This is a genomic window from Thiothrix litoralis (assembly GCF_017901135.1).
Classification (GTDB): Bacteria; Pseudomonadota; Gammaproteobacteria; order Thiotrichales; family Thiotrichaceae; genus Thiothrix; species Thiothrix litoralis.
The window spans coordinates 3308726-3324533 of sequence record NZ_CP072801.1 but is presented as its reverse complement, the minus strand read 5'-3'; the positions used below and the strand labels follow the sequence as shown (position 1 = coordinate 3324533).

The 15808-nt window shown below is 53.6% G+C and carries 14 protein-coding genes; 11 read left to right on the top strand and 3 right to left on the bottom strand.

Annotation, left to right across the window (positions count from 1 at the left end; translation table 11 throughout):
* Positions 1-184 precede the first annotated feature (184 nt).
* From dnaN to J9253_RS16080, 6 genes are read left to right on the top strand one after another with little or no spacing between them, the layout of a single operon-like run.
* Complete coding sequence (gene dnaN, locus J9253_RS16105) at positions 185-1294, top strand: DNA polymerase III subunit beta (RefSeq protein ID WP_210221920.1); 1110 nt, start codon at positions 185-187, stop codon at positions 1292-1294.
* Positions 1295-1312: 18 nt separating this feature from the next.
* Positions 1313-2407 (top strand): DNA replication/repair protein RecF, encoded by a 1095-nt coding sequence (recF, locus tag J9253_RS16100; RefSeq protein WP_210221919.1) that lies wholly within the window; start codon positions 1313-1315, stop codon positions 2405-2407.
* A 30-nt stretch (positions 2408-2437) separates the two neighbouring features.
* Positions 2438-4870: a DNA topoisomerase (ATP-hydrolyzing) subunit B gene (gene gyrB, locus J9253_RS16095; protein ID WP_210221918.1), complete on the top strand. Its 2433-nt coding sequence runs from the start codon at positions 2438-2440 to the stop codon at positions 4868-4870.
* Positions 4867-6921: a M3 family metallopeptidase gene (locus tag J9253_RS16090; RefSeq protein WP_210221917.1), complete on the top strand. Its 2055-nt coding sequence runs from the start codon at positions 4867-4869 to the stop codon at positions 6919-6921. The genes gyrB and J9253_RS16090 overlap by 4 nt, the downstream gene beginning before the upstream one ends.
* Positions 6918-7685 (top strand): exodeoxyribonuclease III, encoded by a 768-nt coding sequence (xth, locus tag J9253_RS16085; RefSeq protein ID WP_210221916.1) that lies wholly within the window; start codon positions 6918-6920, stop codon positions 7683-7685. Before J9253_RS16090 ends, xth begins: the two co-directional genes overlap by 4 nt.
* Positions 7682-8173 (top strand): hypothetical protein, encoded by a 492-nt coding sequence (locus tag J9253_RS16080; RefSeq protein ID WP_210221915.1) that lies wholly within the window; start codon positions 7682-7684, stop codon positions 8171-8173. Before xth ends, J9253_RS16080 begins: the two co-directional genes overlap by 4 nt.
* Here the strand turns inward: J9253_RS16080 and J9253_RS16075 are convergent.
* From J9253_RS16075 to glyQ, 3 genes are read right to left on the bottom strand one after another with little or no spacing between them, the layout of a single operon-like run.
* The gene (locus tag J9253_RS16075) at positions 8170-8370 is read right to left on the bottom strand and encodes a hypothetical protein (protein WP_210221914.1); all 201 of its coding nucleotides are present in this window, start codon (positions 8368-8370) and stop codon (positions 8170-8172) included. The two genes, J9253_RS16080 and J9253_RS16075, sit on opposite strands and share 4 nt — an antisense overlap.
* A 21-nt stretch (positions 8371-8391) precedes the next feature.
* The gene (glyS, locus tag J9253_RS16070; RefSeq protein ID WP_210221913.1) at positions 8392-10452 is read right to left on the bottom strand and encodes a glycine--tRNA ligase subunit beta; all 2061 of its coding nucleotides are present in this window, start codon (positions 10450-10452) and stop codon (positions 8392-8394) included.
* The gene (gene glyQ, locus J9253_RS16065) at positions 10452-11360 is read right to left on the bottom strand and encodes a glycine--tRNA ligase subunit alpha (protein WP_028488526.1); all 909 of its coding nucleotides are present in this window, start codon (positions 11358-11360) and stop codon (positions 10452-10454) included. The genes glyS and glyQ overlap by 1 nt, the downstream gene beginning before the upstream one ends.
* A gap of 274 nt (positions 11361-11634) precedes the next feature.
* Here glyQ and J9253_RS16060 point away from each other — a divergent pair, with 274 nt between their 5' ends.
* The 5 genes from J9253_RS16060 (at position 11635) to J9253_RS16040 (ending at position 15774) form a co-directional block, all read left to right on the top strand.
* A complete protein-coding gene (locus tag J9253_RS16060) occupies positions 11635-12021 on the top strand; it encodes a cupin domain-containing protein (RefSeq protein WP_210221912.1) in 387 nt (128 codons plus the stop codon).
* Between the two features lie 9 nt (positions 12022-12030).
* Positions 12031-12534, top strand: coding sequence for an asparaginase domain-containing protein (locus tag J9253_RS16055; RefSeq protein WP_210221911.1), 504 nt, complete (start codon positions 12031-12033; stop codon positions 12532-12534).
* A gap of 27 nt (positions 12535-12561) precedes the next feature.
* Positions 12562-13605, top strand: a complete 1044-nt coding sequence (locus J9253_RS16050) for a tRNA (5-methylaminomethyl-2-thiouridylate)-methyltransferase (RefSeq protein WP_210221910.1) — start codon at positions 12562-12564, stop codon at positions 13603-13605.
* Between the two features lie 535 nt (positions 13606-14140).
* Entirely contained in the window at positions 14141-15301 is a 1161-nt protein-coding gene (gene dprA, locus J9253_RS16045; RefSeq protein WP_228291403.1) for a DNA-processing protein DprA, read from the top strand.
* On the top strand, positions 15301-15774 hold the full coding sequence (locus J9253_RS16040) for a DUF494 family protein (protein WP_028488521.1): 474 nt from the start codon (positions 15301-15303) through the stop codon (positions 15772-15774). The genes dprA and J9253_RS16040 overlap by 1 nt, the downstream gene beginning before the upstream one ends.
* Positions 15775-15808 lie beyond the last annotated feature (34 nt).

The window sequence follows — 15808 nt, the reverse complement described above, 5'->3', positions numbered from 1 at the left end:
AACTTAACTCACAATTTTATCCACAGCATACCCACAAGTCATTAGGGCAGTTACCCACAAGTTATACCCTGTAGATAGCAGGTTATTTATATTGAATAATCAAGGTATTAGAAAAGTTATCCACACAAAGTACTGTACCTTACTATTATGACTATTTTTTAAATACATTAAGATATATTAAGTAATGAGACTGATCCAAACACGCGAACACCTACTTGAATCCTTGCAAGCCACCCTAGGAGCTATCGAGAAACGCCACACTGCCCCTATTCTGGAAAACGTTTTGCTGCGCATCCAAGGCAACCAGTCCTTCTGGCGCGGCACCGATCTGGAACTGGAGATTGCCACCCACACACCGATCATGGATGGTGCTGATGGTGAGATCACCCTGCCTGCCCGTAAACTCGCTGACATTTGCAAGTCCCTAGCAGCGGAAAGCATTGTCAATCTAGAAGTACAGGAAGATAAGCGCGCTCGCGTTACTTCAGGCCGTAGCCGTTTTGAGTTAGCTACCCTACCCGCCAGCGAGTTCCCGGAACTGGAAGACATTGGTGAAGTCCACACGCTGGAATTGCCGGAAAATACTTTGAAACACCTGCTGGAAAGTGCAGCTTTCGCTATGGCCAATCAGGATGTGCGTTACTACCTCAATGGCTTGTTGCTGGAAGTAAACCCTGATGGGGTACGCACCGTTGCCACTGACGGTCATCGTCTTTCCCTGTGCTTCCATAATTTCGAAATGACCGGGGTTGAGCAAAGCCGTCAATTGATCATCCCCCGCAAAGGTGTGCTGGAATTGTCCCGCTTGCTGCGTAACGATTGCCAGGTTCCCCTGCAAATCCAGAGCAGCCAGAACCATTTGCGGGTACAGCTCGACAACTTGCGTTTCACCACTAAACTGGTAGACGGACGTTATCCCGATTACCGAGCAGCAGTCCCCGGTGGTGGGCAAATTCAGGTGGATCTCGACCGCAAAGCCTTCAAGGATATGCTCAATCGAGTGGCTATCCTCTCCAATGAAAAATTCCGGGGAGTTCGTTTGTCCTTGAGTGAAAACCGCCTGAAAGTTGAAGCCAACAATCCTGAGCAAGAAGTTGCTACCGATGAATTGGATGTGCATTACACAGGTAAAGATTTCAGCATTGGTTTCAATGTTACCTATTTGCTGGATGCCGTGAACCACTTAAGTGGTGAAACCCTACGGTTACATTGCAACTCACCGGAAAGCAGTGTGTTACTCACAGACCCTGATGATGAGACGGTGCGTAATGTTATTATGCCCATCCGTTTATAAACTACGAGAGCCATTAGGGTGTGGATAAGTCGTCTTAACGTCCAACATTGTCGAGTTATCCACAGTGCAGAGTTGGCGTTAACCGAACACGTGAATGTTCTGTATGGGGATAACGCTTCTGGTAAGTCCAGTTTACTAGAGGCGCTCGCCGTATTATCACGCGGACGCTCGTTCCGCACGCCACGGATTGCCGAGGTGATTACTCGTGGAAAAAATGAACTAACGGTTGCTGCTAGTGTTGAACAGGGCGTTATCCTGCAAAGTTATCCACTGGGGATCACTAAAAGTGCTGAAAATACACGCATTCGTATCAACCACGCCGATGTACAACAGCAAGCAGAATTAAGCGCACACGTACCATTGACCCTGATTCATCCAGGTTCCGTTGAGTTACTCACCGGTAGCCCAACGAACCGCAGGGCATTTTTGGATTGGATAGCCTTTTATCGCTTTGCTGAATTCAACATGGCGTGGCGTAACTACCAACGGGTCTTAAAGCAACGTAATGCTTGTCTACGCGACGCTAAGCAACGTCAAGCCCTACCTCAGTGGACTCGGCAGTTAATCGCCTTACAGCCGATTCTGTGGCGTTACAGACAAGATGCTCTAACCGCGCTCAATGCCGCATTACAGGGTTGTGCAGAGTTACTCACAGCCATTGTCCCGCAGCTTGTACTCAGCAGTGGTTTTCCCGCCGGGATTTATCCACAGGATGAGCAGCAGTTAGCTCAATTTTTCAGCGAAAAAACCGAACAAGAATTGAAACAAGGTTTCACCCTGTACGGCGCACACCGTGCCGATCTACATATTCTGCTAGAAGGTATTCCCGCGTTACGGGTCGCTTCACGTGGACAACTCAAAATCCTCGCGGTTGGTTTATTATTAGCGCAAAGCCATGCCATTGCCGATGACACCACAAAACGCGGTATAATCGCGATTGACGACCTGGCCTCAGAATTGGATGAGCAAAACCAACAAGCGTTGTACAATACTTTGCAGACAGCACAGCAACAATTAATCATAACCAGTACCCATCACCAACCCCTGAAGAACTGGGTGAATGCCGCTAAAGTGTTTCAGGTGAAACACGGGCAAGTGTTTGCAGAAAGCTAACCACCCCATGACAGCAACAATGGAAAAGACATGACTGAACCAACCATCCCACCAACCTACGATTCCTCGAATATTAAAGTACTCAAAGGCTTGGAAGCGGTACGCAAACGCCCGGGCATGTACATCGGCGACACCGATGACGGTACCGGTTTGCACCACATGGTATTCGAGGTTGTGGATAACTCCATCGACGAAGCGCTGGCGGGTTACTGCAAGGAAGTCAAAGTCGAATTGTTCAGTGATGGCTCGGTCAGAGTCTCGGATGATGGGCGGGGCATTCCGGTCGACATGCATGAAGAAGAGGGTCGTTCGGCTGCCGAAGTCATCATGACAGTATTGCACGCAGGCGGTAAGTTTGACGACAACTCCTACAAAGTCTCCGGTGGTTTGCACGGCGTGGGTATTTCCGTGGTCAATGCGCTGTCGGCCAATCTGGAACTGACTATCCGCCGCAACGGCAAGTTGTACCAGCAAATGTATAAGCTCGGTGATCCGGTAGCGCCGTTGGCGATCATTGGTGATACCGAAGGAACCGGCACATCGGTACGGTTTTGGCCGAGTGCCGAGATTTTTGCGCTGACCGAATTCCATTACGACATCCTTGCTAAGCGTTTGCGCGAACTGTCGTTCCTTAATTCAGGGGTACGCATTCATTTGCTCGACCGCCGGGGCGAAGGTCGTGAAGACGTCTTTGAATACGAAGGTGGCATTAAAGCTTTCGTTGCCCACCTTAATCGCAATAAAGCGCCGATTCATAACAACATCATTTACTTCACCACTGAACGCGACGATGTAGGCGTGGAAGTGGCGCTGCAATGGAACGATTCGTATCAGGAAAACATTTTCTGTTACACCAATAATATCCCACAGCGTGATGGCGGTTCGCATTTATCCGGTTTCCGCGCTGCGCTCACCCGCACCCTCAATAGCTACATTGAAAGTGCTGGATTGGCGAAAAAAGAAAAGATCAGCCCAACCGGTGATGATGCTCGTGAAGGTTTGACCGCCGTATTGTCGGTCAAGGTGCCTGACCCCAAGTTCTCCTCACAGACCAAAGACAAGCTGGTGTCTTCAGAGGTCAAAGGCATTGTCGAAGCGGCCATGAATGAACGCCTAGGCGAGTTCCTGCTAGAAAGCCCCGGCGAAGCCAAGCTGATTGCAGGCAAGATGATCGAAGCCGCCCGCGCCCGTGAAGCCGCCCGTAAAGCCCGTGAAATGACGCGTCGTAAAGGAGCGCTGGATATTGCGGGCTTACCCGGCAAACTCGCCGACTGCCAGGAAAAAGACCCGGCGCTGTCCGAATTATTCTTGGTGGAAGGGGATTCCGCCGGTGGTTCCGCCAAGCAAGGCCGTGACCGCCGTACCCAAGCTATCCTGCCGCTCAAGGGTAAAATCCTCAATGTGGAACGGGCGCGTTTCGACAAGATGATCAGCTCACAAGAAGTGGGTACGTTGATTATTGCCTTGGGTTGCGGAATCGGGCGCGAAGAATACAATATCGACAAATTGCGTTATCACCGCATCATTATCATGACGGATGCGGACGTGGACGGTTCACACATCCGCACCTTGCTGCTGACCTTCTTCTATCGGCAATTGCCGGAATTGGTGGAGCGTGGTTATATTTATATTGCGCAACCGCCCTTGTACAAAGCCAAGCGCGGCAAGCAAGAGCAATACATCAAAGACGACAACGAGATGGAACGTTACTTGCTGCAATTGGCGCTGGATGGTTCCAACTTGCATCTGGATGCGAACTCCCCTGCTATCAGTGGCGAAGCTTTGGAAACGCTGGTACGCCAATACAATGCTGCCAAGCACGTCATTTCCCGCTTATCACGTCGTTACGATCGCAACCTGTTGGAAGCCTTGCTGTTTGAAAACCTGCCTTCTACCGAGGAAATGGACAGCGTGACGGCCGAATCCTTTGCTCAGTGGATCGGCAATGCGATAGCCACCATGAACACAGCGGACAATGGTGCACGCACTTATACCTCGCACTTAAGCAAAATTGACGACAGTGCCTGGACGCTGGAAGTGAACCGCCGCCAGCACGGTCTCGACCACCGCATTATGCTCGACCGTGATTTCTTCCAGATGCCAGAAACCAAGTTGCTGATCAAAGCCAACCGTCAAATGGATGGTTTGCTGGGTGAAGGCGCGGGCGTCATGCGCGGTGAACGCAAATACGAAGCCCAGCGTTTCGACGCAATAGTGGAATGGTTGATGAAGGAAGCCAATCGTGGTTTGCAGATCAGCCGCTACAAAGGTTTGGGTGAAATGAATCCTGAGCAATTATGGGATACCACGCTGAACCCCGAAACCCGGCGTTTAATGCAGGTGCGTGTTGAAGATGCGATTGCCGCCGATGAAGTGTTTACCATGCTGATGGGCGACGAGGTAGAACCACGCCGTGATTTCATCGAAAAAAATGCGTTGTCTGTTTCCAATCTGGATGTATGAGGTTTCACGTGAAACAAGAAAACCCCTTGCTGGACATCAGCAAACTGCCACTGTTCTCGCAAATCAAGCCGGAACATATCACCCCTGCATTAGATGTGGTGTTGCGGGATAACCGGGCATGGTTGGCGAAAGTGCTGGATAGTACGACAAATAGTTTCACGTGGAACACCTTGGTTGCACCCCTTAATGAAACCAGTAACCGTCTGGAGCGTATGTGGTCGCCCGTGAGTCACTTGAATGCCGTGGCGAACACCGATGCTTTACGCAAGGAATACAACGCCAACCTGTCGCGCCTGAGTGATTACCACACCGAGTTGGGGCAGAACGCCGGGTTGTATCAGGCAATCCAAACCATCCGCAGTGACGAAGCCGGGCTGGATGCTGCCCAACAAAAAAGTCTGGATGACAGCTTGCTGGGGTTTAAACTCTCCGGGGTGGCGTTGCCTGCTGAACAGAAAGAACGGTTCCGGGCGATTAGTCAGGAGCAGTCACAACTGACCTCACGCTTTTCGGATAATGTGCTGGATGCCACCAATGCCTGGACCAAGCAAATTCTGGATGTGAACGCGCTGGCAGGTTTGCCCGACTCCGCGCTGGAGATGGCAGCGCAAACTGCGAAACAGCGTGACATGGAAGGCTGGGTGATTACCCTGCAATTCCCGTCCTACTTCCCCATCATGACCTATGCCGATAACCGTGAATTACGCGCCGAAGTTTACCGTGCGTACACGACCCGTGCGTCAGAACTGGGGGCGAATGCGGATTGGGATAATACCCAGGTCATGCGTGACATCCTGCGTTTGCGTCAGGAAGAAGCTACCCTGCTCGGCTATACCAATTACGCCGAATTGTCACTGGCCACCAAGATGGCGGAAAGTCCTCAGCAAGTGCTCGATTTCATTGATGACCTTGCCCACAAAGCCAAGCCGTTTGCTGAAACCGAATTTGCCGAGGTGCAAGCCTTTGCCCGCGAACAACTGGGGCTGGAAGATGTGCAGGCGTGGGATGTGGGTTACGTCAGCGAGAAGATGAAACAGGCACGTTTCGATTTCAGTGAGGAAGACCTCAAGCCCTACTTCCCGGCTGACCGGGTGATCAGTGGCTTGTTTACATTGGTGCAAAAACTCTTCGGGGTACGCATTGAGCAACAGGCCGGACACATTGATTTGTGGCATCGGGATGCACGTTTCTATCTGGTGTATGACCGTACCGATACAGTGCAAGCGTGTTTCTACCTTGACCTGTATGCACGCCAACACAAGCGCGGCGGGGCGTGGATGAGCGACTTCTGTGGGCGCTTCTTGCGGGCGGATGGCTTGCAGATTCCGGTGGCCTTCATGACTTGCAATAGCAGTGCCCCAGTGGGTGATAAGCCTGCGCTGTTTACCCATGACGAAGTGGTGACGCTGTTCCACGAATTCGGGCACGGCTTGCACCACATGTTGACTCAAGTAGATTACCCGGATGTTGCGGGGATCAACGGGGTGGAATGGGATGCGGTTGAGCTACCCAGTCAGTTCATGGAAAACTGGTGCTGGGAACGCAGCGTGCTGGACATGATTGCTGCCCACTGGCAAACCGGCGAAGCCTTGCCGGAAGCCTTGTTCCAAAAGATGCAGGCATCGCGGCATTTCCAAACGGCAATGGCAACCGTGCGCCAATTGGAATTCTCACTGTTCGACATGCGCTTACACCTTGACCCGCAGGCAGCAGAACCCGGTCGGTTGGAAGTCATCCGTCAGGAAGTGCTGGAACAGGTGGCGGTCATCAAGCCCCCTGCTTTCAACCGGATGCCCAACAGCTTTAGCCATGTGTTTGCGGGTGGGTATGCCGCAGGCTACTACAGCTACAAATGGGCGGAAGTGTTGTCGGCTGATGCCTTTGCCCGCTTCGAGGAAGAAGGCTTGTTCGACGCCGGTGTCGGTGCAGCCTTCTTGCAGGAAGTGTTGCAGGTGGGTGGTTCGCGTAAGGCGATGGAATCGTTCGTGGCCTTCCGGGGGCGTAAGCCTGAAGTGGATGCTTTACTACGCCATAGTGGGCTGACGGCATGAAAATCGCGACCTGGAATGTGAATTCGCTACGGGTGCGCCTGCCGCATGTACTGCAATGGTTGGCTGCCGCGCAACCTGATGTGTTGGCGATTCAGGAAACCAAAACGGTGGATGAGCAGTTCCCCGTGGCGGAACTGGAAGTAGCAGGTTACAGCGCGGTATTTGCCGGGCAGAAAACCTATAACGGTGTAGCTGTGCTCAGCAAGTCACCTGCCACTGAAGTGGTGACTGACATTCCCGGTCTGGATGACCCGCAACGCCGCATTCTCGCCGCCACCCTTGACGGGGTGCGGGTGGTGAATTTGTACGTGGTGAACGGTGCTGAAGTCGGTTCCGACAAATACGCCTACAAGCTCGACTGGCTGGCGAAAGTCACCGCTTGGTTACAACAACAGGCTGCGGCTTACCCCAAGTTGGTGGTGTTGGGCGATTTCAATATTGCCCCGCAAGACCGCGATGTGCATGACCCGGTAGCGTGGGGTGAAGGTATTCTCTGCTCTCCCCCGGAACGTGCCGCGTTACAGGCGATTCAGGCGTTGGGTTTGCAGGATACCTTCCGGTTGTTTGAGCAAGCGGAGAAAAGCTTTAGCTGGTGGGATTACCGTGCGGGTGGTTTCCGGCGCAATCACGGCTTGCGGATCGACTTGATTCTCGCTAGCCAAGCGTTGGTGGCTGTGTGCCAGTCGTGCGTGATTGAGCGTGAACCGCGTACTTGGGAGAAACCTTCCGACCATACGCCAGTAGTAGCGGTGTTTGCGGAATGAAGGTTTACTTGCTGGTTGCGGTGTTGGTGTTTGGCCTGACAGTGGCGGGTAAGCTGCTGCTGGATGGGCGTTCACCTTCCACAGACAATTTGCCAACCATCGAATTGGCCTTGCAATCGCCCTGTGATTTGCGTCAGGGGGCGTGTACGGCGGCTGATGCCAATGGACGCAGCATTCGTTTCAGCATTAACCCCGCCAGTATTCCGTTGATGGAAGAACTGAGCGTTCAGGCAGAAACCACGGGGCTGCCCAAGGTGAGCAGTATCCGCTTGACGGTGGAGGGCGTGAATATGTTCATGGGCTACCAATACGCTGATTTGCAGGCAGCATCAGCAGGGCATTTCAGTGGCAAGCTGATATTACCAGTGTGTACCCTCGAAAAGATGCAATGGTTGGCAACGCTGGAGGCACTGACACCGGATGCCAACGTGCAGGCGAAGATTCCTTTTGCAACGTTTAGCAGCACTCCCTTGCAACCTTTCAATTAAGAGTTGCTTAAAAAATAATCTTCATCCTTCCCCTGCTCCGTCAAGGAGAGGGCGACAATAACCAGCACATAACGCGCCACCAGAAAAGCCAGCGGGGCGGCATACGGCAGCCCGTACTTTGCGCCGATAAAGCCGGTGCTCCACAACAATACAAACAATGCCGGAAGCATCCCCAGCAAACGGGATGGAAGCACCATGCAAACCCCACTATTGTGCTGTTACAGCACCGACAAATCCGCCACGCGCAGGAACAAGCCACGCATCTGGTTCAGCAATGCGAGGCGGTTGTTTTTCAACGCCACATCGTCAGCCATAACCATGACATCATCGAAGAACTTGTCGACCGGCTCACGCAATTCAGCCAGCGACAACAGGGCTGCTTCGTATTCGCCCGCCGCGAATAACGGCATGACCTTGTTTTCCTGATACTGCACGGCACTCGCCAGAACACGCTCCGCATCCAACTGCAACAAACCCGCATTCACGCCGTCCGGCAAATTGCCCTCGACTTTTTTCAGGATATTGCCGATGCGCTTGTTGGCCGCTGCCAAACTTTCGGAGGCACTCAACTGGCGGAAGGCCGCCACCGCTTTGACCCGGTGATCGAAATCCAAGGGGCGGGTTGGCTTGAGGGAAGCAACCGCTTCGACCAATTCCGCACCGATGCCCTGTTCCTGATAGTAAGCGCGTAAGCGTTCGAGAATGTAATCCAGCGCTTCCTGCGTGTCCGGCTTGCTGCCAAGTTGGGCTGTGAAACCTTCTGCGGCTTTATCCAGCAAGTCTGCCAAGTCCAGCGGCAATTGCAGCTCAATCAGTATGCGCAACACACCCAGCGCAGCACGGCGTAATGCAAACGGGTCTTTCGCACCAGTCGGTTTCTGACCGATACCGAAAATGCCGGTCAAGGTGTCGAGTCGTTCCGCCAATGCCAAAATGCGCCCGGTGGCAGTGTGCGGCAGGTCGTCGCCAGCAAAGCGCGGCATGTACTGTTCTTCCATCGCGCTGGCAACGTCAGCAGGTTCGCCATCTTGCTGGGCGTAATAGCGCCCCATCGTGCCTTGCAGTTCGGTGAATTCAAACACCATATTGGTCACAAGGTCACACTTGCCAAGCTGGGCAGCGCGGATAGCGAGGGCTTCATCGCCGCCCATCTGCTTGGCAATTTCCGCCGCCAGCAAAGCCACGCGCTCAGACTTGTCGTACAAAGTGCCGAGTTTTTGCTGGAACACCATTTTCTTGAGCTGTTCGCGGCGGCTTTCCAGCGGGGTTTTCTTGTCCTGATTCCAGAAGAATTCGGCATCGCTGAAACGCGGACGAATCACGCGCTCGTTACCCGTGGAAATCTGCGCAACATCGCGGCTTTCGATATTGGCAACCGTGATGAAATTCGGCATCAGCTTGCCATCCGCACCCACCAGCGCGAAGTATTTCTGATTATCCTGCATGGTGGAAATCAGCGCTTCCTGCGGCACATCGAGGAAACGTTCCTCAAAGCGACCCGCGACGGGCACAGGCCATTCGACCAGCGCAGTGACTTCATCCAGCAAATCTTCCGGCATGACCGCTTTGCCGCCGAGTTCCGCCGCGAGGGTTTCAACCTTGCCTTGAATCATGGTGCGACGTGCATCAAAACGAGCCACGACGTAGGCTTCGCCCAATTGCACCGCGTAATCAGCAGGCGAGGTAATCGCCAGCGCAGCCGGGGCATGGAAACGGTGTCCACGGGTTTCGCGCCCGGTGGGAATGCCCATAATCGTCGCGTCGATCACTTCGCTATCCGCCAGCATCACAATCCAATGGATCGGGCGCACGAATTCAGCCGTGCCACTGCCCCAACGCATCCGCTTCGGGATAGGCAAGGCCGCGAGGGACTTTTCGACGATAGCGGCGAACAAAGCCGTGGTTTGTTGCCCGACCTGTTGCTGGCGGAAGATCAGCCAGCCGCCTTTGTCGGTTTCAATCTGTTGCAAGTCAGCGAATGCCACACCACAGGAGCGTGCGAAACCTTCCGCTGCTTTGCTGGGGTTGCCTTCCTTGTCAAACGCTGCTGCCAAGGCAGGGCCTTTGCGTTCAATGATCTGATCCGCTTGTTGCTTGGGCACGCCTTTCAACCACACTGCCAAACGGCGCGGCGCAGCGTAAGCGTAGAAGTCCTCGGCTGCCAGACCAGCGTCTGCGAGGCCAGCAACAATACCCGCTGTGAAAGCGTCGGAGAGTTTTTTCAGGGCTTTGGGTGGCAGCTCTTCCGTGCCAATTTCCACCAGTAAATCGTGTAACATTATTTTTCTCCTGCGGGCAGCATCGGGAAGCCCAAGGCTTCACGGACGTTGTAATAAGCTTCGGCAATCGCCCGCGACAGGGTGCGTACCCGCAAGATGAAGCGCTGGCGTTCGGTCACGGAAATGGCTTTACGCGCATCCAGCAGGTTGAAGGTGTGCGAGGCTTTGAGCATTTGTTCATAAGCAGGCAAAGGCAATCCGGCTTCAATCAGGCGCTGGCTTTCACGTTCGCACACGTCAAAGGTGTGGAACAGCTCTGCCACATTGGCGTGCTCGAAGTTGTAGGTGGACTGCTCGACTTCATTCTGGTGGTACACATCGCCGTAAGTCACTACGCCTTGCGGGCCTTTCGTCCACACCAGATCGTAGACGCTTTGCACGTTTTGCATGTACATCGCGAGGCGTTCCAGACCGTAGGTGATCTCGCCGCTCACGGGTTTGCAATCCAGCCCGCCGACTTGCTGGAAGTAGGTGAACTGGGTCACTTCCATGCCGTTCAACCACACTTCCCAACCCAAGCCCCATGCACCTAGCGTGGGTGATTCCCAGTTGTCTTCCACGAAGCGGATGTCATGCACCAGCGGGTCGAAACCGAGCATTTGCAGGGAACCGAGGTACAAGTCCTGAATATTGTCCGGCGACGGCTTCAGCAATACCTGAAACTGGTAATAATGCTGCAAACGGTTGGGGTTTTCGCCATAACGCCCATCCGTAGGGCGGCGCGAGGGCTGCACATACGCGGCACGCCACGGCTCTGGGCCGATGGAACGCAGGAAGGTCGCTGGGTGGAAGGTTCCCGCACCCATTTCCATGTCATACGGTTGCATGATGACGCAACCTTGCTGCGCCCAGTAATCTTGCAGTGCGAGGATCAACCCTTGAAAGGTGGAAAGGTCATAGTTAGCCATAACTTACTTGCTTTTACGTTTATGCCTGAAAGTTGGCAAGTATACTGCAAGCTGCTGTCTCATTCAGCACTCTAACCGAATGTGCGGTAGGAAATCGGGGCTTTCTGGTGGGTGCAAATCACATACAACGTACTCATCAACACAGCCAGCCAGCGTAAGCAGTTAGAAACATGCTAGAATACACAAAGATAATTCAAACAATACTTAAACGGATGCGGTGATTGACAGAATACTTGCCACAAAGCATCCATTCACCCCCAAAGGAGAATCAATCATGCATATAGCCAAAGAAAATGTGGACGTCAGGATGGAAATCCCTGGTGCGGTAATCCGTCAGCAAATGGATTTCGGCGATGCAACTGGATTAGGCAAAATCAGTGGCGAATGTTTCACGCTCTCAGCGGGTGTTGACACAACCCCTTTGTTTGAAGGGCTGGAAGGCGATTTATGCCAGTGCCCTCACTGGGGTTTTGTCTTGTATGGTCAACTTACCACGACCGACGCACAGGGCGCACAAGAGACGGTAAAAACCAATGATCTCTTCTACTGGCCACCCGGACATAACGTAAAGGTCGACGTGGACGCGGAAATCATCATGTTCAGCCCTCAGCACGCGCATAGCCCTGTCATTGACCACATGATAAGGAAGGTCAAAGGTTAACCGCAAACAATGCAGATCCAACTCTTCATCACTGGCGGCACTCTCGACAAAGTGTACAACCCCCTCACGGGCGAACTGGTATTCGACCAGACCAGCATTCCCGCCATGCTCGCCAGAGGCCGCTGTACGCTGGATATAGCGGTAGAAACCCTGTCGCTGAAAGACAGTCTGGACATGCATGACCAAGACCGCACCAACATTCTGCAACGCTGCCAACGCTGCCCCGCCACTCACATCATCATTACCCACGGCACCGACACGATGGCGGCAACCGCCGAAGTTTTGGGCAAGCACATAAGCGGCAAAACCATCGTGCTGTCAGGCGCAATGATCCCCTATACCGTGAAGCATTCCGACGCGCTGTTTAATCTAGGCTGTGCCGTCACCGGGGTGCAACTGCTCCCGGCAGGCGTTTATATCGCCATGAATGGCCAGATATTTTCGTGGGAAAACGTGATGAAGAACCGCGACGCAGGCATCTTTCAACAGCACGCCACAAATAGCGTATACTGACGCATCCCCAACCAGTTAGTGACCGTCATGACCCGACAATACCGCGCCGTTTCCCTGATTTCTGGCGGCCTTGATTCGATGCTTGCCACCAAAGCCGTGCAGGAGCAAGGCATCCACGTCGAAGGCATCAACTTTTACACTGGCTTTTGTGTGGAAGGCCATACCCACGCCATCCGCAAACAGCACAGTGAAAAAACCAAGCGCAACAATTCCTTGTGGGTGGCGGAACAGCTCGGCATCAAGCTGCACATCGTCGATATTGTCGAAGAATACAAAGACGTGGTGCTCAACCCCAAATACGGCTACGGCGCGAACATGAACCCTTGCCTCGACTGCAAGATTTTCATGGTGAAAAAAGCGCACGAGTGGATTCAGCAAAAAGGCTTCGATTTCATCATCACCGGCGAAGTGGTGGGGCAACGCCCCATGTCGCAACGCGCCAAAACCATGCCGATCATTGCCGCCGAATCGGGCGCAGACGATTTGCTGTTACGCCCGCTGTCTGCCCGCAACCTGCCGCCCACCAAGCCGGAACGCGAAGGTTGGATCAACCGCGAGCAACTCTACGGTTTCAACGGGCGCAGCCGCAAGCCACAAATGGCGCTAGCTAACCAATGGGGTATTGAAGAATACGCACAACCTGCGGGCGGCTGCTGCTTCCTCACCGATGCCAATTACACCGGTAAACTCAAAGACTTGTGGGCGCACCGCCCCAGCCGCGATTACGAACTCGACGACATTATGCTGCTGAAAATCGGGCGGCATGTACGCCCCCGCCCGCATTTCAAAATGATCGTGTCGCGTGAAGAAGGTGAAACCAATTTCCTCGAAGGCTACAAAAACCAGTTTACCTGGATCAAGACTGCCAGCCACGGCGGCCCCTTAACCCTGCTGGATGGCGACCATATCAGCGATGACGATTTGCAACTGGCGGCACAAATTGCCGCCCGTTACAGCCAAGGCAAACACGCGCCGGAAGTGGTCTGCAACATTGCCCGACCGGGGGAAGATGCCCGCGAATTCACGGTTGCACCGCTGGCAGGGGAAATACCGAAGGACTGGCTCTTATAAACCTAGCCGCCGGTGGCGCTCATGTGGCGGAAAATCATCGGCTGGGCAAGGTGCAGGATGTTAGCCGCTCACCACGATGCAGCGTATACTGTTACAATATGTTACAATCCTCTACCCAAAAACCATTGTTTTCAGTTAATATCCACTCAGCGATTCATTGTATGAAACTCTTTAAGGACAAGTCACTCTTACCCCCTTAAGATTTGTCCCTTAGCAACCACGGCTATGCTCTGGTTGCTTTTTTTTGCTTTTATTAACCGTTAAGGAAACCTGTTACCCCATGGCAATCACGAATGTCTGTACTTGCCCGCATTGTTTGTCAGCGGCGCGACGCGTCCGTATCGGCTTTTGGCGGCGTTTATTTTCAGGGGGTAAAGCGTATTACCGCTGTTACAATTGTGGGAATCGTTTCTGGACAAGAGGTTAGCAAGCACTGGGCACTAAAAAGGCAGAATCCACAGGCTAGCGGATTTGTTTGCATCCACGCCCATCCCTGACGGAAAATGCAGGCTCATCACCACGGAACGCTTTATTCATGCTCACTGATTCAGAACGCCGCGCCCGCCTGCATTTCTGGCGAGCCAAAGGCATGGGCCCCAGCAGCCTGCGCCGTATCGTGGAACATTTCGGTGGAGCGGCGCAAGCCTTGCGCGTTTCCGACACCGCCCTGCTCGAAGCAGGCTTAAAAAAGGAAGGGATTGCGGCCTACCGCGCCTTGCCGCAGGAGGCCGCTGCCCCCGACTGGCGCTGGCTGGCAGCATCCGACCAACACCACGTCCTCGTTCCCGAAGACAATCGTTACCCGACTTTGCTGAAACGCATCCGCACCGCGCCGCCCGTGCTGTTTGCCCTCGGTAATCCCGACCTCCTCAATGACCCGCAAATCGGCATGGTCGGCAGCCGCAACCCCACCCAAGGCGGCAAGGAAAACGCGCGTGCCTTCGCAGCGCATTTCGCCACCAATGGCCTCACCGTCACCAGCGGCCTCGCGGTGGGCATCGACGCTTACAGCCACGAAGCCGCGCTGGAAGCCGGAGGCAATACCATTGCCGTGGTCGGCAACGGCCTCGACATTATGTACCCACTGCGCAACCGCAAATTGGCGGAACGCATTACCACACAAGGCTGCATCGTCTCCGAATTCCCCATCGGCATTCCCGCCCACCCGCAGCATTTCCCACGCCGCAACCGCATTATCAGCGGCATGAGCTTCGGGGTCTTGATTGTGGAGGCCGCCCTGCAAAGTGGCACGCTGGTCACGGCACGCCACGCCATGGAACAAGGCCGCGAAGTGTTCGCCATTCCTGGTTCGATCCACAATCCGCTGGCACGCGGCTGCCACCATTTAATTCGCCAAGGTGCAAAATTGGTCGAAACCGCCAACGATATTCTGGAAGAAATTGCACCACAATTAAACGTGTGGTTACAACAAGATAAAGCCCCTGCTACTGTGCAAGGACATCTGGCACTGACGACCGGTAATGCCTTGTCAGACACGGATACCTTTGATCCTGAATATGCCCAAGTACTTGATGCGTTAGGCTACGAACCACTACCGATAGACCGGATTATCCTGAATACAGGCTTGACCGCAGAAGCAGTTTCATCCATTCTCCTTATGCTTGAACTGCATAACCTTGTAGCAGCATGTGGTGGTGGTCATTACATGCGATTGGGGTCAGGAACTGGAAACTGATGAAAGAAAATACGCTGGACGTTCTCTTCTACCTTTTTGACAATTATCCCGACATGGGTGATAACCTGCCGGAAGACCGCGCCTCCATGCACGGTTACTTGCAGGACGCTGGTTTTCTAAACAGCGAAATTACCCGTGCGTTCGACTGGCTGGAAAGCTTGGGCGATACCGCCGAACGGGTAGAAGTCACCTACCGCTGTTCCACCACCCGGATTTTTTCCCCGCAGGAACGCTACTGGCTGGATGGTGAGTGCCAAGGCTACCTGATCTTCCTGGAACACGCAGGCGTCATTAGTACCGAAGCCCGCGAACAAATCCTCGACCGTGTGCTGGAGTTGCAGGATGAAGACTTCAACCTTGACCGCCTCAAATGGGTGGTATTGATGGTGCTGCTTAACCGCCCGGAAGAGGGCAACAGCTTTTTCTGGGCAGAGGGCTTAAGTCTGTCTGGCGAAGCACCTGTGTTTCACTAAACAGACATTCTACAAACTTCGGGCTTGTGGCATC